At 76.6% G+C, this 17,742-nt stretch carries 19 protein-coding genes; 6 read left to right on the top strand and 13 right to left on the bottom strand.

The window, feature by feature from the left end:
* Positions 1 to 19 precede the first annotated feature (19 nt).
* Positions 20 to 1,207, bottom strand: a complete 1,188-nt coding sequence (locus E5225_RS05600; RefSeq protein ID WP_166435952.1) for a ferrochelatase — start codon at positions 1,205 to 1,207, stop codon at positions 20 to 22.
* A gap of 289 nt (positions 1,208 to 1,496) precedes the next feature.
* Here E5225_RS05600 and E5225_RS05595 point away from each other — a divergent pair, with 289 nt between their 5' ends.
* The gene (locus E5225_RS05595; protein WP_135973488.1) at positions 1,497 to 2,387 is read left to right on the top strand and encodes a serine/threonine-protein kinase; all 891 of its coding nucleotides are present in this window, start codon (positions 1,497 to 1,499) and stop codon (positions 2,385 to 2,387) included.
* A gap of 18 nt (positions 2,388 to 2,405) precedes the next feature.
* Here the strand turns inward: E5225_RS05595 and E5225_RS05590 are convergent, their stop codons facing one another.
* Both E5225_RS05590 and E5225_RS05585 read right to left on the bottom strand, forming a co-directional pair.
* Positions 2,406 to 2,930: a flavodoxin domain-containing protein gene (locus E5225_RS05590; protein ID WP_135973489.1), complete on the bottom strand. Its 525-nt coding sequence runs from the start codon at positions 2,928 to 2,930 to the stop codon at positions 2,406 to 2,408.
* Positions 2,931 to 3,027: 97 nt separating this feature from the next.
* Positions 3,028 to 3,534, bottom strand: a complete 507-nt coding sequence (locus tag E5225_RS05585; RefSeq protein WP_135973490.1) for a MarR family winged helix-turn-helix transcriptional regulator — start codon at positions 3,532 to 3,534, stop codon at positions 3,028 to 3,030.
* 149 nt (positions 3,535 to 3,683) lie between these two features.
* On the opposite strand from E5225_RS05585, the gene E5225_RS05580 reads away from it, so the two are divergent.
* Positions 3,684 to 4,256 carry an NYN domain-containing protein gene (locus tag E5225_RS05580; protein WP_135973491.1) on the top strand — a complete coding sequence of 191 codons (573 nt, stop codon included), beginning with the start codon at positions 3,684 to 3,686 and terminating at the stop codon, positions 4,254 to 4,256.
* Positions 4,257 to 4,346: 90 nt separating this feature from the next.
* On the opposite strand, the gene E5225_RS05575 is transcribed toward E5225_RS05580, so the two are convergent.
* The gene (locus E5225_RS05575; protein ID WP_135973492.1) at positions 4,347 to 5,162 is read right to left on the bottom strand and encodes an alpha/beta hydrolase family protein; all 816 of its coding nucleotides are present in this window, start codon (positions 5,160 to 5,162) and stop codon (positions 4,347 to 4,349) included.
* Between the two features lie 139 nt (positions 5,163 to 5,301).
* Here E5225_RS05575 and E5225_RS05570 point away from each other — a divergent pair, with 139 nt between their 5' ends.
* Both E5225_RS05570 and nhaA read left to right on the top strand, forming a co-directional pair.
* Positions 5,302 to 5,748 carry an HIT family protein gene (locus tag E5225_RS05570; protein ID WP_135973493.1) on the top strand — a complete coding sequence of 149 codons (447 nt, stop codon included), beginning with the start codon at positions 5,302 to 5,304 and terminating at the stop codon, positions 5,746 to 5,748.
* Positions 5,745 to 7,127, top strand: coding sequence for a Na+/H+ antiporter NhaA (gene nhaA, locus E5225_RS05565; protein WP_243738220.1), 1,383 nt, complete (start codon positions 5,745 to 5,747; stop codon positions 7,125 to 7,127). The genes E5225_RS05570 and nhaA overlap by 4 nt, the downstream gene beginning before the upstream one ends.
* Before the next feature lie 11 nt (positions 7,128 to 7,138).
* Here the strand turns inward: nhaA and E5225_RS05560 are convergent, their stop codons facing one another.
* The 8 genes from E5225_RS05560 to E5225_RS05525 all read right to left on the bottom strand — a co-directional run bounded on the left by E5225_RS05560 (position 7,139) and on the right by E5225_RS05525 (position 14,205).
* Positions 7,139 to 8,008: an SDR family NAD(P)-dependent oxidoreductase gene (locus tag E5225_RS05560; RefSeq protein WP_243738221.1), complete on the bottom strand. Its 870-nt coding sequence runs from the start codon at positions 8,006 to 8,008 to the stop codon at positions 7,139 to 7,141.
* A gap of 88 nt (positions 8,009 to 8,096) precedes the next feature.
* Positions 8,097 to 8,615: a DsbA family protein gene (locus tag E5225_RS05555; RefSeq protein WP_135973494.1), complete on the bottom strand. Its 519-nt coding sequence runs from the start codon at positions 8,613 to 8,615 to the stop codon at positions 8,097 to 8,099.
* A gap of 16 nt (positions 8,616 to 8,631) precedes the next feature.
* Positions 8,632 to 9,672, bottom strand: coding sequence for an NAD-dependent epimerase/dehydratase family protein (locus E5225_RS05550; protein WP_135973495.1), 1,041 nt, complete (start codon positions 9,670 to 9,672; stop codon positions 8,632 to 8,634).
* Positions 9,673 to 9,721: 49 nt separating this feature from the next.
* The gene (locus tag E5225_RS05545) at positions 9,722 to 10,918 is read right to left on the bottom strand and encodes a zinc-dependent alcohol dehydrogenase (protein WP_135973496.1); all 1,197 of its coding nucleotides are present in this window, start codon (positions 10,916 to 10,918) and stop codon (positions 9,722 to 9,724) included.
* 223 nt (positions 10,919 to 11,141) lie between these two features.
* On the bottom strand, positions 11,142 to 11,681 hold the full coding sequence (locus tag E5225_RS05540; RefSeq protein ID WP_135973497.1) for a DUF1697 domain-containing protein: 540 nt from the start codon (positions 11,679 to 11,681) through the stop codon (positions 11,142 to 11,144).
* 8 nt (positions 11,682 to 11,689) lie between these two features.
* Positions 11,690 to 12,262: a methylated-DNA--[protein]-cysteine S-methyltransferase gene (locus E5225_RS05535; protein ID WP_341765645.1), complete on the bottom strand. Its 573-nt coding sequence runs from the start codon at positions 12,260 to 12,262 to the stop codon at positions 11,690 to 11,692.
* A 93-nt stretch (positions 12,263 to 12,355) separates the two neighbouring features.
* Positions 12,356 to 13,180, bottom strand: a complete 825-nt coding sequence (locus E5225_RS05530; protein ID WP_135973499.1) for an ABC transporter permease — start codon at positions 13,178 to 13,180, stop codon at positions 12,356 to 12,358.
* Positions 13,177 to 14,205: an ATP-binding cassette domain-containing protein gene (locus E5225_RS05525; RefSeq protein ID WP_135973500.1), complete on the bottom strand. Its 1,029-nt coding sequence runs from the start codon at positions 14,203 to 14,205 to the stop codon at positions 13,177 to 13,179. Before E5225_RS05525 ends, E5225_RS05530 begins: the two co-directional genes overlap by 4 nt.
* 227 nt (positions 14,206 to 14,432) lie before the next feature.
* On the opposite strand from E5225_RS05525, the gene E5225_RS05520 reads away from it, so the two are divergent.
* Positions 14,433 to 14,741 (top strand): hypothetical protein, encoded by a 309-nt coding sequence (locus tag E5225_RS05520; RefSeq protein WP_135973501.1) that lies wholly within the window; start codon positions 14,433 to 14,435, stop codon positions 14,739 to 14,741.
* 43 nt (positions 14,742 to 14,784) lie between these two features.
* Positions 14,785 to 15,768, top strand: a complete 984-nt coding sequence (locus E5225_RS05515; RefSeq protein ID WP_135973502.1) for a helix-turn-helix transcriptional regulator — start codon at positions 14,785 to 14,787, stop codon at positions 15,766 to 15,768.
* Positions 15,769 to 15,828: 60 nt separating this feature from the next.
* Here the strand turns inward: E5225_RS05515 and E5225_RS18200 are convergent, their stop codons facing one another.
* The gene (locus tag E5225_RS18200; protein ID WP_341765646.1) at positions 15,829 to 17,595 is read right to left on the bottom strand and encodes a mechanosensitive ion channel domain-containing protein; all 1,767 of its coding nucleotides are present in this window, start codon (positions 17,593 to 17,595) and stop codon (positions 15,829 to 15,831) included.
* Positions 17,596 to 17,742 lie beyond the last annotated feature (147 nt).

The raw sequence follows: 17,742 nt of genomic DNA, 5'->3' as shown, positions 1-17,742 counted from the left end.
TCGTCAGGACCAGCGGTCGTCAGGACCAGGGGTCGGTGGAGCAGGCCGCCGGGATGCCCGAGTCGACGCCGGCGCGCTGCCGGCAGCAGCCGGGCACGCAGACGGACCGGAACGGCGGCAGCGCGCCGACCGTGGCCTCGGCCGGCGGCTCGGCGCCCGCGTCGAGCGCACGCTGCACGGCCGCGCGCTCGAGCAGCAGGTCGACCAGGCCCCGGACGAACGGCTCCCGCGTGCCGACGGAGGCGGCGCGCACGGCGACCATGCCGAGCTCCTGCGCGGTCTCCAGCGCCTCGGTGTCGAGGTCGAACGCGACCTCCATGTGGTCGGAGACGAACCCGATCGGCGACAGCACCACGGAGGTCGTCCCGGCGGCGTGCAGCGCCCGGAGGTGGTCGTTGACGTCGGGCTCGAGCCACGGCTGGCTGGGCGGGCCCGAGCGCGAGCAGTAGACGAGGTCCCACTCGAGGGGGCGACCGAGCCGCTCCGCGGCGGCGGCGGCGACGCTGCGGCCGACGTCCAGGTGCTGCTCGCGGTACGACGCGCCCGCGACCACGGACGCCTCCTCCATCGTGTCCGGGATCGAGTGGGTCACGAACAGCAGGCGGGGCCACGCGGCGTCGGGGTGCTCGGCCTGCAGGCGCCCGTACGCCTCGACGACCGCGTCGACGTTGGCGGCCACGAAGCCGGGGTGGTTGAAGTAGGAGCGCACCTTGTCGACGACGAGCGGCGCCCCGCCGTCGGTCGCCGCGTCCTGCGACCCGAGCTCCTCGAGCGACGCCCAGAGGTTCTCGCGGTACTGGCGGCAGCCCGAGTAGGACGAGTACGCGGACGTGACCACCGCGAGCACCCGCTCGGCGCCCAGGGCGCGCGCCTCGGCCAGCGCCTGCGTCGTGTACGGCTCCCAGTTGCGGTTCCCCCACACGACGGGCGTGGTGAGGCCGCGGCGGTCCAGCTCCGCGCGCAGCGCCGCCTGCAGCGCGAGGTTCTGGTCGTTGATCGGGCTGCGGCCGCCGAAGTGGTGGTAGTGCTCGGCGACCTCCGCCAGGCGCTCGTCCGGGATGTTCTTGCCGGCGGTGACGTTGCGCAGGAACGGCAGCACGTCCTCGGGCGCGTTCGGGCCGCCGAAGGAGTAGAGGAGCACCGCGTCGTACGGGGCCAGCGCGTCGACGGCGGGCAGCGCGGTCGGGTCGGTCACGGGAGGCGTCACGGGGTCCACCTCTCGATCATCGCACCGCCGCCGGGGGCTCTCCTGCCCAGCCCGACCGGGCCGGCGTGACGTTGTCGCGACGTCACGTCACCTCCCGGGCACCCGACGCGGTGACCTCGGCACACGGGGCCGGGACGGGCCGCCGGACCGCCGGGAGACACCCGTCCGGGTGGCTCGACATGCGCCGGGGCCTCCGGGCGCCTAGCGTCGGCTCGCGGGGCGGCGGCACTCCGCGCCGCCGGACCGACGAACCGACGGACCGGAGCGCATCGATGACGGTCGACCAGCCGTGAGCAGGACAGGACGGCACGCGGTGCCCGAGCTCGCGCACCGCTACGTTCTCGGCGACCCCCTGGGGCAGGGCGGGTCGGCGCAGGTGTTCCGCGCGACGGACAGCCGGCTGGACCGGTCGGTGGCCGTGAAGATCTTCCGGCTCGACGGCGCCAGCCCGACCCAGGTGCGCCGGTACGCGCACGAGGCACGCGTGCTCGCGGAGCTCTCCCACCCCTCGCTGGTCGCGCTGCTCGACGTGGGCGCCGACGTGCTGCCCGGCGTCGGGCCCGTCGCGTTCCTGGTCATGGAGCTCGTCGAGGGACGCACGCTGCGCCAGCTGCTGGAGGCCGACGGCCCGCTCGACCCCGCCACCACCGCGGACGTGGGCCGCCAGCTCGCGCACGCGCTCACGCACGCGCACGCGGCCGGCGTCGTGCACCGGGACGTGAAGCCGTCCAACGTGCTGGTCTCGGCCGAGCGCGCCTCGAGCGGCCGCCGGGACGCGCCGACGCTGCCGGTCGTCCTCGCGGACTTCGGCATCGCGGCCACGGACGCGGACCCGGGCAGCACCGAGGCCGGCCGCATCGGCACGGACGCCCGGGCGACGGCGGGCTACCAGAGCCCCGAGCAGGCCCTCGGCGAGCGGGTGGGCCCGACGAGTGACGTGTACTCGCTCGGTCTCCTGCTGCTCGAGTGCCTCACCGGCGAGCGCGCCTACCCCGGCGACCCGCTGACGGCGGGACTGGCCCGGCTGCTGCGGGTCCCGGAGGTCCCGGAGGGGCTGGACGGCGACTGGCGCCGGCTGCTGCAGGCCATGACGCGGTCCGCGCCGCACCAGCGCCCGCCGATGGCCGCGGTCGCGGCCGAGCTGCGCGCCATGCGCAGCGGCGTGCTCCGCGCGTCCTGACCGCCCGCGCCGGCCCGCTCAGCTCGCGATGCTCGCCGGTGCCGCGCCGCCCGCGGGCCGGGCGAGCGCATCGGCCACCTCGCCCGCCCATGCCGCGACGGCCGCCATGTCCCGGTGGTCGCCCTCGCGGGCCCGGCCGCCCGCGATGATGGCCCGCTCGGCGAACGAGAGCGCGGCACGGTCCAGCCGTCCGCGGAAGCTGCGGTGCCCGCGCGCGCCGATCCGCTCGCACAGCGCCCGGATCTCGAGCGGGGAGTTCGCCGCGTTGGCGGGCTGCGTGGCGAGGCCGGACGAGAACAGCCACACCGGGCGTGCCAGGAGCTCCTCGCCGCACCGATGGGTGAGCTCCCGCGCGGCGGGCAGCCAGTGCGCGGTGTACACGGCGGAGCCGAGGAGCACGGCGTCGTAGCCGTCGAGGTCCTCGACGTCCTCGGGCGCGCGCTGGACGACCTCGTGACCGCGCGTGCGCAGCACGTCGGCGGCCACCTCGCCCATCTCCCAGGTCCCGTGGTGCCGGGAGGCCACCGCCAGCAGGATCCGCATCGCCCCTCCTCCGCCGTCGTCCCGCCGGACGTCCGTCCGGCGCGTCCATCGTGGGGTGCCGGGCGGCGCCATCCCTGGGTCGGAGGTCCCCGCGCGGTCAGCCGGCCGACGTCGCGTCGGGGTGCGGTCCGGGGTCGGGCAGCCCCGGCTGCGCCAGGCGGAGCTTGTCGCACAGGCGCTGCAGCGTGCCGAGCTCGTCCGGGTCCAGCGCGCCGCCGACGAGGTCGTGGATGGAGCGCACGTGCCGGCGGCCGATCTCGCGCTGCCGGGCCGCGCCGGCGTCCGTCAGGTGGACGGCGGTGCCGCGGCGGTCCCCCGGGACGGGACCGCGCCGCACCAGCCCGTCCTCCTCGAGCCGCTCGACGAGCCGTGACAGGCTCGGCTGCGACAGCAGGCTGCCGCTGGCGAGGTCCCGCAGGCGCAGCGCCCGGCCGGGCGCGCGCGCGAGGGTGAACAGGACGTCGTACTCGCGCATGCTCAGCCCGCCCCACACGTCGTCGCGCGCGAACCGTCGCAGCAGCGTCACCTGGGCGCGGAAGAGTGCCTCCCAGGCCTCGGCGGACGCCCGCACCGCAGCGGCGTCGGGGACGTCGTCGTCGACCATGATCGGCTCACCTCTCGCGGCCGCCGTGCGGCCTCGCCCGTCCTCGTCGGCGTCGCACCTCGACGAGGAGGAATCATGTCACCCGCCCGCGCCGGGCACGGACGCACCGTGGTGTCGTCGCGGCCCACGGGCGTCGATAGCCTGGGGCGATGAGCGACGCGGCCCCCACGGGCACGACCTACCTGCTGGTGGACGGCGAGAACATCGACGCCACCCTCGGCTCCTCGATCCTCGGCGGACGCCCGACCCCGGAGCAGCGCCCCCGCTGGGAGCGCGTGCTCACGTTCGCGCAGCAGACGTGGGGTCAGCCGGTCAAGGCGCTGTTCTTCCTCAACGCCTCCAACGGCTCGCTGCCCATGTCCTTCATCCAGGCCCTGACCGCGATCGGGTACGTGCCGATCCCGCTGGCCGGCGAGTCGTACGAGAAGGTCGTCGACATCGGCATCAAGCGCACGCTGCTGGCGCTGGCCGAGCGCGAGGGCGACGTGCTGCTGGCGAGCCACGACGGGGACTTCGCGCCCGAGGTCGAGCATCTCGTCGACGCCGGACGCAACGTGGGTCTGCTCGCGTTCCGCGAGTTCACGAGCCAGCAGCTGGCGACCCTGACCTCGCGCGGCCTGCGGACCTTCGACCTCGAGTCCGACGTGGCCGCCTTCAACGTGCAGCTGCCGCGCCTGCGCATCATCCCGCTCGAGGAGTTCGACCCGCTGCGCTACCTCTGACGCGCGCCGAGCGCCCGGCACCCGTGGGTGCCGGGCGCTCGTGCGTCCGCCGGAGGCCTCACCGGGACGGCGCGGCGGTGGCGCCCGGCGTCAGCCGCCGAAACCCTGGGTGAGCGCATCGTCGACGACGCCGCGCACGTGCTCGGCGTGGGCGCCCGCGAGGAACTCGATGCCGTGCGCGGTGCCGGGGATCTCGGTCGCCACCGACGTCTTGTCGTTGCGCACGACCTGGGCGCTGTCGGCGGCCGGCACCTGCGGGTCCTCGGTCGAGGAGAACACCTGCAGCGGACCGGTGAAGGTGCTCGCCGCCGCGCGCGCGTCCACCGCGCCGTACTCCGCGGGCGGGCTGAGCGCGACCACTGCGGTGGCGCCGAGGTCGTCGGCGAGGCCGGCCGACAGCGCGCCGCCCGCCGACGCGCCGACGAAGGCGAGCCGCGTCGCACCCGTGGCCCGGAGCAGGTCGACCGCGGACGTGAAGCCCGCCTCGCCGCTCGCGCCCCACGCGTAGGTGGCGACGAGGTAGCCCTGCCCGGCGAGCCGGACGAGCTCGTCGGCCCACTGGCAGACGTCGCCGTCGACCTGCGGGGCGAGCAGGACGCCGCGGTCGCCGGCACCCGCCCAGGCGACCGTCGTGGCCGCGGGCCCCTCGCCCACCTGGGCGGCGGCGACGCCCTCGGGCAGGCAGTCGGGCACGTCGGCGGACGTCATGGTGACGGGGGCGCTGGGGAGCATCGTGGGGGTCTGCTCGCCGGCTGCGGCGGTGGCCGCTGCGTCGGGCTGCTCGTCCGGGGTGCCGGTCGAGCACGCGGCCGTGAGGGCGAGGCCGGCGGCACCGAGGAGGGCGACGGCGACGCGAGAGCCGGAGCGAGGACGGGGGCGGGGGCGGGAGGGGGTGAGGGCAGGCACACCCGATTCCTAGGGGTTCGTCCGGGTGCGCCACAACGCCCCGGCGCGTCACTAAACGTTTCGAGGTCCGCGGTCGCGCACGCCGCGGCACGAGACCGCAGCCACCCCCGGGGCCGCGGCGGGCCGCTAGCGTGAGGCCATGAGCACGCTGTTCACGCGCATCATCGACGGCGAGATCCCCGGCCGCTTCGTGTGGGCCGACGACCGTGCGGTCGCCCTCACGACCATCGCCCCCATCACCGACGGGCACGCGCTCGTCGTGCCGCGCGCCGAGGTCGACCAGCTCACCGAGGCCGACGACGATCTGCTCGCGCACCTCGTGGTCGTCGCGAAGGCGGTCGGGCGCGCGCAGCGGGCGGCGTGGCAGGCACCCCGAGCGGCGCTCCTCGTCGCCGGGTTCGAGGTGCCCCACCTGCACCTGCACGTGCTGCCCGCCTGGGACGAGTCGAGCCTCGCGTTCGCGAACGCGCGCCAGGACGTGCCGTCCGCGCAGCTCGACGCCGCAGCCGAGCGCCTGCGCGACGCGCTGCGCGCGCAGGGCGACGGCGCCCGGGTCCCCGCCGCGTTGGGCTCACCCGCGCTGTGACGGCCCCCACCGCCGCCGCCGCCCGGCCGGCGCTGCGGGCGCGGATGGGCACGCTCGCGCCCGGGGTGCGCGCGTTCCTCGCCACGGAGTCGGGCAGCGCGATGGTGCTGCTCGCCGCCACCGTCCTCGCGCTGGCGTGGGCGAACTCACCGTGGCGCGAGGCGTACACCGCGCTGTGGCACACGCCCGCGGGCGTCTTCCTCGGCGACGCGGGCCTCGAGCTCGACCTGCAGCACTGGGTGAACGACGCGGCGATGGCGCTGTTCTTCGCGGTCGTCGGGCTCGAGATCAACCGCGAGGTGACGCGCGGCGAGCTGCGGGACCCGCGCACCGTCGCCGTGCCGGCGCTCGGGGCGCTCGGCGGCCTGCTCGTGCCCGTCGCGGTGTTCCTGCTCGTCGAGGGCGGCGGCGAGGGGGCGCACGGCTGGGGCGTCGTCATGTCGACGGACACCGCGTTCCTCGTCGGGGTGCTCGCGCTGTTCGGGCCGCGCTGCCCGGACCGCCTGCGGCTGTTCCTGCTGACGCTCGCGATCGTCGACGACATCGGCGCCATCGTCGCGATGGCCGTCTTCTACACCGACGAGGTCGACCTGCTGGCCCTGGCGGTCGCCGGACTGCTCGTCGTGGCGCTCCTCGTGCTCCGGGCGCGCGGCGTGTGGCAGCTGACGCCGTACGTCGTCGTCGGCCTCGCGCTCTGGGGCTCGGTGCTGGCGTCCGGCGTGCACGCGACCATCGCGGGCGTGCTCGTCGGCCTGCTCGTGCCGACCTCGCTGCCGCGGGACGGCCGCCGCGACGACGTCGCCGTGCACGCCTTCCGGTTCCTGGACGAGGGGGGCGCGGTCCGGGAGCACGCGGCCGAGCGGGCGGGCCGCGCAGCGGTGCCCACGGGCGACCGCCTGCAGCGCGTCCTGCACCCGTGGAGCGCGTACGTCGTCGTGCCGCTCTTCGGGCTGGCCAACGCCGGTGTGCGCCTCGACCCGGAGACGCTCGCCGACGCCTTCCGCTCACGGCTCACGATCGGCATCGCGGTCGCGCTCGTCGTCGGCAACGCGGTGGGCATCACGGGCGCGGCGACGCTGGCGCTGCGGCTCGGGCTCGGCGAGCTGCCCGGGCGCGTGCGCTGGGGCCACCTGGTGGGCGGCGCGGTGCTCGCGGGGATCGGCTTCACGATCTCGTTGTTCATCGCCGGCCTGGCGTTCGACGACCCCGTGCAGCTCGAGCGCGCCAAGATCGGCGTGCTGGCCGGCTCGCTCGTGGCCGCCGTCGCCGGCTCGCTGCTGCTGCGGTGGCTCGGTGAGCAGCTGCCCCTGTGCTCGCCGCCGAACCTGCCGGCGGAGCTGCCGCCGCTGCCGTGGCGGGCGCCGGCCGGCGCGGACTGAGCCCCGCGGGGTCAGGCGGCCGGGTCGTCGGGGCCCCACACGGCCAGGCGCAGCCGCCGGGCGTCGGTGTCGAGGATCGCCGGGGTGGCCGCCCGCAGGGACTCCACCGTGTCGGCGCCCGCGCGCACGAAGCGGCCCGCGAGGGCGTCGAGCTCCCCGTCCGCGAAGCCGACGGCCAGCTCCAGCACCTGCGCGGGCGACGTCCAGTCGGTGCGCGTCGCGTGCACCGGCATCGCGGCGGTCATGTCGGTCGCGACGACGCCCGGCGCGAGGTCGAGCACCCGCAGGCCGCGGTCGCGGTACTGGTGGTCCAGCTGCGTGCTGAACCGCGCGAGGGCGCCCTTGCTGACGGCGTAGCCCGTGTAGGTCGGCAGCCCGCGGTGCCCCGCGCCCGAGTTGATCTGGAGCACGCGACCGCCGCGGCGCGCGAGCATGCCCGGGAGCACCGCGTGCGTGACGAGCAGCGGGCCGCGCACGTTGGTCTCGACGACGCGCCACACGTCCTCGACGTCGTCCTCGGCGAACGGCAGCTCGTTCTCCTCGATCACGCCCGCGTTGTTCACGAGCAGGCCGATGCCGCCGGGCAGCGCCCCCTCGACGCGCAGGACCGCGTCCGTGACGGCCGCGGCGTCGACCAGGTCGGCCGCCGCGACCGTCACGGCGGCACCCGTGGCGCGGACCTCGTCCGCCACCTCGTCGAGGCGCGCGCGCGTCCGGCCGACGAGGCCGACGGCGTACCCCGCGCGGGCGAGGCCGAGCGCGAGCTCGCGGCCGATGCCGCGGCCGGCGCCCGTGACGAGCGCGGTGCGCGGCACGGGCGGGCCGTCGGGCGTGGTGGGGGCGGTGGTGCGGGGCAGGGCGGCGTCGTCGGCGGTCGTCACCCCACCATCGTGACGCACGCCGGCGCCCCGGGCGGACGGAGCGCCGGGTACGTCGGACGGAGCGCCGCGCGTCGGACGGGCACCCTCGTCAGACCGCGTCGACGGCCGCCCGCAGCGCCTCGAGCGTGATCCGGCCACGGAGGCGGACGCCGTCCACGAACACCGTCGGCGTGCCGGTGACCTCGAGCGCCAGGCCGTCGGCGTAGTCCGCGCGCACGGCGTCGGCGTACCGCTCGGCGCGCTCCCCCACGAGGTCCTCGGGGTCCAGCCCCAGGGCCGACGCGTGGGCCCGCAGGTCGTCGTCGGTGAGGTGGTCCTGGTCCGCCAGCAGGCGGTCGTGCAGCTCCCAGAACCGGCCGCGCGCGCCCGCGGCCTCGGCCGCGAGCGCGGCCGCCAGGGCGTGCGGGTGCACCTCGAACAGCGGGAAGTGCCGCCACACCAGCCGCACGCGCCCGTCGGACTCCTCGACGAACCGCCGCAGCACGGGCGCCGCCGCGCGGCAGTACGGGCACTCGAGGTCGCCGAACTCGACGACCGTCACGGGGGCCGCGGGGTCCCCGAGGACGAACCGCTCGGCGTCGCCCGCGGACGGTGCGGAGGTGGTCATGCGCCCAGCATGCCGCTCACGCGCGCAGGTGCCGCGCGAGGAGCGGCGGGCTGACCGTGCCGGCGCCCGACGCGATGCCGTCGACGAGCTCGCGCAGGGCCTCCGCCGCGGTGTACCGGGGCCGCCAGCCCAGCACGCGCTCGGCCCGCGAGGTGTCGAGGACCGGCACCGACGCGGCGAGGTCCAGCCAGCCCGGGCCGACGGGCGCGACGCGCGCGTGCCAGGCCACGAGCAGACCGGCGCGCAGGAGCTGCGGCGGGACCTCGCGCAGCTTCGACTGCGACACCACGGCCGCGACGTCGGGGCCGCGCAGGATGCCCGGGCCCGCGAGGTTGAAGGCCCCGCGCACCTGCCGCACGATCGCCTCCCGGAACGCCTCCGCCAGGTCGTCCGCGTGCACGGCCTGCACCCGGACGCCCCGGGGCCACGGCAGCAGCGGGACGCGCCCGTCCAGCAGCCTGCCCGGCACGAACGGGCCGAGGAAGATGCCGTGGATCTCGTGGCCGGCGTCGTGCTGGAACACCAGCGCGGGCCGCATGCGGGCGATCGCGAGCCCCGGCTCCTCCTCCTCGGCGCGGTCGAGCACGCGCTCCTGCTCGACCTTGTCCACGCTGTAGTCGGACGTCGGGACGCCGGTGGTCGGGAAGCGCTCGTCCTTGGGCTCGTCGTCGTGGGCGGGCCCGTACACCCCGACGGACGACGACACGACGAGGTGCGGGACACCGGCGCGGCGAGCGGCGTCCACGACCCGACGCGTGCCGAGGACGTTGACCGCCCGCTGGTAGCGGCGGTGGTGGCTCGGCTGGATCGCCCACGCGAGGTGCACGACGGCGTTCGCGCCGGCGAACGCGGCCGCGAGCGCGGCGACCACGGGCTCGTCGTCGCCGTCGGCGCCGATGTGGCACTGCACCCACTCGACGTCGTACGGGGGCGGGGGCGTCTGCCGGGGCGCGCGGCGCGCCACGCCGACGAGCGACGTGATCGTCGCGTCCTGCCGCAGCCGGCGCAGGACCGCCGTCCCCAGGTTCCCGCTGGCCCCCACGACCACGACCCGCATCGTGCCTCCGTCCGCCCTCGTCCGCGCGTGCCTGTCCCAGTCCGTCCGCTCAGGCCGCGGGGTCCAGCACGACCTTGATGCAGCCGTCCGTCTTGCGCTGGAACGTGTCGTAGAGCTCCGGCCCGCGCTCGAGCGGGACCCGGTGGGTGCGCAGGTCGAGCACGCCGAGCGGGTCCGCGTCGTCGGTGACCAGCGGCAGGATCTCGTCGGTCCAGCGGCGCACGTTGGCCTGGCCGAACCGGACCGTGAGCTGCCGGTCGAACACGTCCATCATCGGGAACGGGTCGATCGCGCCGCCGTACACGCCGACGACCGACACGGTCGCGCCACGCCGGGCGGCGCCGAGGGCCGTCTGCAGCGCGGCCATGCGGTCGACACCCGCCTTCTCGATGAACGGCTTCGCGAGCGCGTCGGGCAGGAGCCCGGCGGACCGCTGGGCCAGCTGGAAGACGGGTGAGCCGTGCGCCTCCATGCCGACGGCCTCGATGACCGCGTCCGCACCACGGCCCTGCGTGCGGTCGCGGACCACGGCCGGCACGTCGCCCGTGGCGGAGGAGTCGAGGACGTCGACGCCGTGCCGGGCCGCCATGGCCAGGCGCTCGGGCACCATGTCGATGCCGATGACCCGCCCCGCACCGCGGTGCAGCGCGATGCGCGCGGCCATCTGGCCGATCGGGCCGAGGCCGACGACGGCGACCGTGCCGCCCGGCGGGACGTCGGCGTACGCGACGGCCTGCCACGCGGTGGGCAGCACGTCGGAGAGGTAGAGGTACGTCTCGTCGGGGCGGCCGTCGTCCGGCACGACGACGGGTCCGTACTGCGCCTGGGGCACGCGCAGGTACTCCGCCTGGCCGCCGGGCACGCTGCCGTACAGCTCGGTGTATCCGAACAGCGCCGCGCCCTTGCCCTGCGCACGCACCTGCGTCGTCTCGCACTGGGACTGCAGGCCGCGGGTGCAGAAGAAGCACGTGCCGCACGCGATGCCGAACGGCACGACGACGCGGTCGCCGACCTTGAGCCGTCCCGCCGCCTCGGGCCCGACCTCCTCGACGACGCCCATCGCCTCGTGGCCCAGGACGTCCCCCGGGCGCAGGTACGGGCCGAGGACGCCGTACAGGTGCAGGTCGGAGCCGCAGATCGCGGTCGACGTCACCCGGATCACGGCGTCGGTCGGCTCCTGGACCCGCGGGTCCGGGACGGTCTCGACGGTGACCTTCTCGCGGCCCTGCCAGGTCAGTGCGCGCACGCTGCGCCTCCTCGTGGGTGGTCCCCTGCTCGGGCGTCCACCGTCGCACCCGCGCGTGTGACCTGCATCCGGAACCTCGCAGTCCGCGACGCGCCCCGGGTGTGCCGCACCTGCGCCGTACGGTCGTGCCGACCCGGCCGCTCCTCGAGGGGACCGCCATGACCGCGTGCGGTCGCGCGGTGGAGCGCGGCGGGTGCCGCCGGCGCGGGACTGACCGCGAGCGTCAGACCACGGCGTCCGCCATCGCGGCCAGCGTCGTCACCGTGCGCCAGTTGCGCGCCGTGCCGCGCGGGCCCTTCAGGGCCGCCAGCCGGGCAGCCAGCGCCGACCGCCCCATGCCGTGCGGCAGGTAGAGGTACACCTCGCGCTCCCCCGCCGCCAGGTCCTCGGGGTGGAACGACGCGATGTCGAGGTCCGGCAGCGCGGCGCGGTCCCGGCCCGGCAGGAAGACGACGTGGTGGTGCGTCGGGTCCTCGTCGCGGTCGAGGAACGGGTTCGCGGCGACCACGGCGTGCAGCTCGTCCCGCGTGCGGACGACGACGTCGGGGCGCACGGGGAACGCACCGGCGCACGCGTCCCGCAAGCGGGCCGCGACGGCGTCCTGGTCCGGGTCGTCGGACGTCAGCACCACGTTGCCGCTGTTCACGTAGGTGCGGACCTCGCCGTAGCCGCACGCTGCCACGACGCGGCGCAGCTCGGCCATCGGGACCCTGGTGGACGGGCCCACGTTGACGCCGCGCAGCAGCGCGACCATGACCGTCATCGCGCGCCTCAGAAGAGCAGCGCCGGGCCGCCGGTCGCCCGCCGCTCGAGCTCCAGCAGCGTGCGCTTGCGGTCCAGGCCCGCGGCGAAGCCGACGAGCTTGCCGCCGGCGCCGATCACCCGGTGGCACGGCACCACGATCGCCATCCGGTTGGCGCCGTTCGCGGCGCCGACCGCGCGCGCCGTGGTCCGCGGGTCCAGGCCGACCGCGGCCGCGAGCGCGCCGTAGGACGTCGTCGTGCCGTACGGGACCTGCCGCAGCCCGTCCCACACCCGCCGCTGGAACGCGGTGCCGGCGTAGCGCAGCGGCAGGTCGAACTCGCGCAGGTCCCCGGCGAAGTACGCGGTGAGCTGGCGGACGGCCTCGGCGAGCACCGGGTCGTCCTCGGGCACGACCCGCTCCCCCACGGCGTCGGCCGCGGGTCCGCCGTCCGTGCGCGGCAGGCGCAGGTGCGTCACGGCGCCGTCCTCGACGGCCACGACCACCGGCCCGACCGGTGAGTCGACGACCGCGTGGACGACCGCGTCGACAACGACCGCGTGGGCCGCCCCGGCCGTGCCGATCCGCTGCATCGCGTCCATGTGCACCATCCTGCCCCTCGCCCCCGACACGGCGGCGCCCGAGTGCGCCGCCGTCTCGTGCAGACGTCGCCGCCCGGCACCGCGTGAGGTGCGTCAGTCGGTCGACCGCAGGAGCGTCCGCACCCCCACGAGCAGGCCGAGCACCGCCGTCGCGGCCGCCGCCACCAGCCCCCACAGCACCACGGACGCCGTCAGGTCGCCGGCGAACAGCGCACGCTCGGCCTCCACCACCCACCGCAGCGGGTTCACCTGCGCGGCCACCTGCATCCACCGCGGCCCGCTCTCGAGCGGCAGCAGCAGGCCGGAGAGGATCAGGACGGGGAACAGCACCGTCTGCTGCACGGCCCAGAACATCCACTCCTGCCGGCGGACGGCGATCGCCAGCGCGTAGCTGAGCGAGCCGAGCCCGACGCCGAGCACGGCCAGCAGCGCGAGCCCGAGCACCGTGCCCACGGGGTCCGGCCGGAACCCGAACGGCAGCATCACCACGACGACCAGCAGCGCCTGCGCGACCAGCGGCGCCATCTCCTTCAGCGACCGGCCGACGAGCTGCGAGGACCGCGACAGCGGCGTGACCAGCAGCCGCTCGTGGGCGCCCGACTGCATCTCGTACTGCAGGTTGGAGCCGGTCGTCGACGTGCCGAACAGCGTCGTCATCACGATGATCCCCGGCACGAACCACTGCCACACGCTCCCGGCCGGCAGGTCCGTGCCCACCGACCCGGCGAGCAGCGGCCCGAACAGCGCGAGGAAGACGAGCGGCTGCACCAGCCCGAACACCACCGAGAACGGCTCGCGCACCACCGGGCGCAGCTCGCGGGCCATGACCAGCCCGACGTCGCCCCACCACGAGCGGCGGGCGTCCTCGGGCCGCGCCGGCGCGCGCACGGCCGGCTCCTGGGTCGTCGTCGTGGTCATGCCGCGTCCTTCCCGGCGGCCGCGGCCGCCCGCTCCTGCGTGGGGTCCTCGTGGGGTGCCGCGCCGGCGGGGCCGCCGTCGCGGAGGCTGCGCCCGGTCAGGGCGAGGAAGACGTCGTCGAGCGTGGGGCGCACGGCCTGCACCGCGACGATGGCGAGGCCGGCGTCGCCGGCGGCGCGCACCACGACCGGCACGGACGCCGGACCGTCGGCCACCCGTCCGGTGACGTGCGTCCCGGTGAGCACGACCTCGCGCCCACCCGGCAGGCGCTCGACGAGCGCGGCGAGGCGCGTGGCGTCGTCCGGCGTGGCTGCCGTCACCTCGACCCTGTCCCCCGCCAGGTCGCGCTTGAGGCCGTCGGCGGTGTCGTCGGCGATCACGCGGCCGTGGTCCACGACCACCACGCGCTCGGCCATCGTGTCGGCCTCGTCGAGGTAGTGGGTCGTCAGGACGATCGTCATGTCGTGCTCGCGGCGCAGCCGGAGCACGTGCTCCCACAGGTTCGCTCGGGTGTGCGGGTCGAGGCCCGTGCTCGGCTCGTCGAGGAACAGCAGGCGCGGCGCGTGCACGAGCCCGAGCGCGACGTCGAGGCGCCGCCGCTGGCCGCCGGACAGGTCGGCGACCTTGCGCCGGGCGAGGTCGGCGAGGTCGAGCGCGTCCAGGAGCTCACCCGCGCGCCGGCGGGCGGCGGGCCGGTCGAGGCCGTAGACGCGGCCCTGCACGACGAGCTCGTCGCCGACACGCTGCGCGTGTCCGGCGCCGTTGCCCTGCCCGACGTAGCCGATGCGCCGGCGCACGAGCGCCGGCTCGGCGACGACGTCCGCACCGGCGACCGTGGCGGTGCCGGCCGTGGGGCGGACGAGCGTCGTCAGCATGCGCATCGTCGTGGACTTGCCGGCCCCGTTGGGGCCGAGCATCGCGACGAGCTCGCCGGGTGCGATCTCGAGGTCGACGCCGCGCACGGCGTGCACGGTCTCGGTGCGGCTGACGACGAAGTCCTTCGTCAGCCCACGGGTGCGGATCATGGGGTCTCCCTGCGTGCAAGGGGCGGTCGGTCGAGACCCAGGCTTGCCGCCGTAGCGGTCAGGCGGTGTCCGCCACCGCCGCGACCGCCGCGACCGCCGCGCGGGCTCGTCCGCGCGGACCGCGGTCCCTCCCCGACGCCCGGTGACGCGTCTCGGTCCGCGGCCTACAGTCGGGCTGGAGGCACCGGCGCACCCGAGCCCGGCGCCCGGCACACCGAGGAGACGACATGGGGTCCCACGACGCGACGAGCGGCAGGAGAGGGGGCCTCGGGCGGCTGCTCCGGGTGGTCTCCCTCGGGCTGGCGGTGGCGGCCGTCGTCAAGGAGCTGCGGACGCCCGCGGACCGGCGCCAGTGGCACGGCACGGTCGCGGGCGTCGTGCCGTACGACTTCCGCATCCCCACGCCGGCCCGCGTCCGGGCCCGCCTCTGGGACCCGGACGCGGCACACGTGATCGGCCCGCACGTGTTCGGCGTGGGGTGGTCGGTCAACGCCGGCCGCGTCGTCGCCCTCGTCCGGCAGCGCCTCGCAGGCTAGGTAGCGGTCAGGTTCTGTCCGCCACGGCTGGCACGCTGGTGCCATGTCCGGACCGTCCGCACGCCTGCTCTCGCTGCTCTCGCTGCTCCAGGCGCGGCGCGACTGGCCGGGCGTGGCGCTGGCCGAGCGGCTGCAGGTCAGCCCGCGCACCGTCCGGCGGGACGTCGACCGGCTGCGGGAGCTCGGCTACCCCGTGCACGCCACCAAGGGCCCGGACGGCGGGTACCGGCTCGAGGCGGGCAGCCAGATGCCACCGCTGCTGCTCGACGACGAGCAGGTCCTCGCCCTGACGCTCGCGCTGCAGACGGCGTCGACCGGCGTCGACGGCGTCGACGAGGCCGCCGGGCGCGCCCTCGCGACGCTGCGCCAGGTCATGCCCGCGCGGCTGCGCGCGGCCGCCGACGCGCTCGCCGTCACGGTCGTGCCGCGTGCGGAACGGCGCGAGCGGTCGGCGGTGCCGCCCGCGGTGCTGCTCGCCGTCGGGGCCGCCGTACGGGTGCGCGAGGTGCTGCGCTTCGACTACGACGGAGGCAGCGGACCCGTGCTCGGCACCGGCGACGCCGCCTTCCGCCCGCCGCGGCGCGCCGAGCCGCACCACCTCGTCACGTGGGGCGGGCGCTGGTACCTCGTGGCCTACGACCTCGACCGTGCCGACTGGCGCACGTTCCGGGTCGACCGAATGACCCCGCGCACGCCGACCGGGCCCCGCGTGGCGGAGCGCGCGGTGCCGGGCGGCGACGTGTCGGCGTTCGTGGCCGACCGGCTCGGCGCGCGCCCCGCGTGGCCCTGCCGCGGCGAGGCGGTGCTCGACCTGCCGGCCGACCAGGTCGCCCGCTGGTCCGGGCGCGACGCCCTGGTCGAGCCCGTCGGCGAGCACCGGGCCCGGCTCGTCACCGGCGCGTGGTCGTGGGACGGGCTCGCGTCCGTGCTCGGCATGTACGGCGTGCCGTTCGAGGTCGTGGGCCCGGACGAGCTGCGCGCGGCCGTGCGGACCCTGGCGGACCGGTTCGTGCGGGCGGCGGGCTGACGGTCCCACCGGGTCGCCGACCGGAGTCGCGCACCCGCCCGCGCAGCACGGACCGGCCGGTCACTCGCCGCCCGGGTCGCTCTCGCCGCGGGTGCGCGTCGAGCGGCGCGTCGGCAGGGTGGGGCGGGCGTCCGGGTCGACACGCGGCTGCGGGCGCGTGCGCACGTCGGTCGTCCCGGTGTCGCCGACGGTCCCCGGGTCGGCGACGGTCCCCGCCCCGGGGTCCACCACGGGCGCCGACGCGGGTCCTCCCCGCCCTTCGCGCACCGGCGGGCCGACGACCCCGTCCCCCGCGCCGTCCCCCGGCGGCGTCGCGTGCGCGGCCGGACGGGCGCGACCCTGCTCGTCCACGCGCGGCACGCTGCCGCTCGCCGCGTGCTCCCGCTCGTCGATCGCCTCCTGCCCGGGTCCGGCGAACGCCTGCGAGCGCGCGATCGCGTCGATGCTGCCGGTGAACAGGCGCGCGTCGCGGCCGGTGGGGACCAGGAGCTGCGTGTCGTCGGACGCCCACGTGCCGGGGCCCGGCAGCACGACGGTCGAGTCGTGGGCCGGGCGGGACGGCGTCCCGCCGCGGTCCTCGGCCGGCGGGCGCACCGACGGCGCGGACGGCGCTCCCGGCCCGCCCGCGGAGCCGCGGCCGGCGGGCGCCGGGGCATCCGTACCGGCCGTGCCCTGCGGCACCGCCGGGCGGACCGGCGCGCCGGCGCCGTCCTCCCAGCGCGTGCGCGGCAGACCCTGCGGCGCCTCGCGCTGCAGCCACGCGACGAGGCCCTCGCGCACGTAGCAGCGCAGGTCGAACAGCGTCGGGGCGTCGACCGCGCTCGCGAGCGCCCGCAGCCGCACGACGCCGCCGACCGCGTCCGTGACCTGCAGGATGCCGACACGCCCGTCCCACAGGTCCGTGACCGAGAGCAGGCGCGTGAGCTCCGCACGCATCGCCTCGACGGGCACCGCCCAGTCGACGTCGAGCTCGACCGTGCCGAGCAGCTCGGCGGCGCGGCGCGTCCAGTTCTCGAAGGGCGTCGTCGTGAAGTACGTGGACGGCAGGATGAGGCGCCGGTCGTCCCACACGTGCACGACGACGTAGGTGAGCGTGATCTCCTCGATCCGACCCCACTCGTCGGCGACCACGACCACGTCGTCGACGCGGATCGCGTCGGTGAACGCGAGCTGCATGCCCGCGAACACGTTGGCGAGGGAGCTCTGCGCGGCCAGACCGGCGACGATGGAGATGAGGCCCGCGGACGCGAACAGACTGGCGCCCACCGTGCGCGCGCCGGGGAACGTCAGCAGCACCGCGGCGACGCCGATGACGACCAGGATCGCGACCGTGAGGCGGCGCAGCACCTGCACCTGCGTGCGGACGCGGCGGGCGTGCCGGTTGTCCTTCACGTCGACGCGGTACCGCTGCAGCGCGACGTCCTCGAAGACGAACGCGAGCGACCCGATCAACCAGGTCAGCGCGACGATGAGCGCGATGAGCAGGGCGTGCTCGACGCCGGGCCGCCACGCGTCGGACCGGTCGGTGCTCAGCCGCAGGGCGACCCAGACGGAGACGACGAGCAGCGCGACGCGCAGCGGCCGGCGCGCGCGGCGGGACAGCTCGGCGGCGATCGCGCTGCGCGGGGCGACCCGGCGCACCAGCAGTCCGACGAGCGTCGCGAGCAGGTAGCCGACGACGGCACCGGCGGCGACCGCCAGGAGCGGCACCACGACGTCTCCGACGTCGCGCACGACCTCCTGCACGACCTCCGGTGCGGGGCTCGGCGTGGCGGCCGCGACGGGGTCGGGCGGCAGGGCAGCGGGGTCGGGGAGGTGGTCGCGCACGCTTCCAGGTTAGGAAGCGCGACCCGGTCCCGCCCCCGGCAGTGGGGGCGGGACCCGGTGGGGAGCCGTCTCGCCGGCACGAGGCGTGGCAGGCTCCTTGACCCTCGCGGGCGGTCCGGCTCTCGCCGGGCCTTCTGCGCGTGCGGA

Source organism: Cellulomonas shaoxiangyii (assembly GCF_004798685.1).
Lineage (GTDB): Bacteria > Actinomycetota > Actinomycetes > Actinomycetales > Cellulomonadaceae > Cellulomonas > Cellulomonas shaoxiangyii.
The sequence above is the reverse complement of the archived record's forward strand: the minus strand, read 5'-3'. Positions and strand labels throughout refer to the sequence as shown.

Excerpts from the sequence above, each read along its gene's own strand:
- E5225_RS05590 (WP_135973489.1), bottom strand. The coding sequence starts at position 2,930 with ATGCGGATCCTGCTGGCGGTGGCCTCCCGGCACCACGGGACCTGGGAG.
- E5225_RS05585 (WP_135973490.1), bottom strand. The coding sequence starts at position 3,534 with ATGGTCGACGACGACGTCCCCGACGCCGCTGCGGTGCGGGCGTCCGCC.
- E5225_RS05580 (WP_135973491.1), top strand. The coding sequence starts at position 3,684 with ATGAGCGACGCGGCCCCCACGGGCACGACCTACCTGCTGGTGGACGGC.
- E5225_RS05570 (WP_135973493.1), top strand. The coding sequence starts at position 5,302 with ATGAGCACGCTGTTCACGCGCATCATCGACGGCGAGATCCCCGGCCGC.
- E5225_RS05555 (WP_135973494.1), bottom strand. The coding sequence starts at position 8,615 with ATGACCACCTCCGCACCGTCCGCGGGCGACGCCGAGCGGTTCGTCCTC.
- E5225_RS05550 (WP_135973495.1), bottom strand. The coding sequence starts at position 9,672 with ATGCGGGTCGTGGTCGTGGGGGCCAGCGGGAACCTGGGGACGGCGGTC.
- E5225_RS05540 (WP_135973497.1), bottom strand. The coding sequence starts at position 11,681 with ATGACGGTCATGGTCGCGCTGCTGCGCGGCGTCAACGTGGGCCCGTCC.
- E5225_RS05535 (WP_341765645.1), bottom strand. The coding sequence starts at position 12,262 with ATGGACGCGATGCAGCGGATCGGCACGGCCGGGGCGGCCCACGCGGTC.
- E5225_RS05530 (WP_135973499.1), bottom strand. The coding sequence starts at position 13,180 with ATGACCACGACGACGACCCAGGAGCCGGCCGTGCGCGCGCCGGCGCGG.
- E5225_RS05525 (WP_135973500.1), bottom strand. The coding sequence starts at position 14,205 with ATGATCCGCACCCGTGGGCTGACGAAGGACTTCGTCGTCAGCCGCACC.
- E5225_RS05520 (WP_135973501.1), top strand. The coding sequence starts at position 14,433 with ATGGGGTCCCACGACGCGACGAGCGGCAGGAGAGGGGGCCTCGGGCGG.
- E5225_RS05515 (WP_135973502.1), top strand. The coding sequence starts at position 14,785 with ATGTCCGGACCGTCCGCACGCCTGCTCTCGCTGCTCTCGCTGCTCCAG.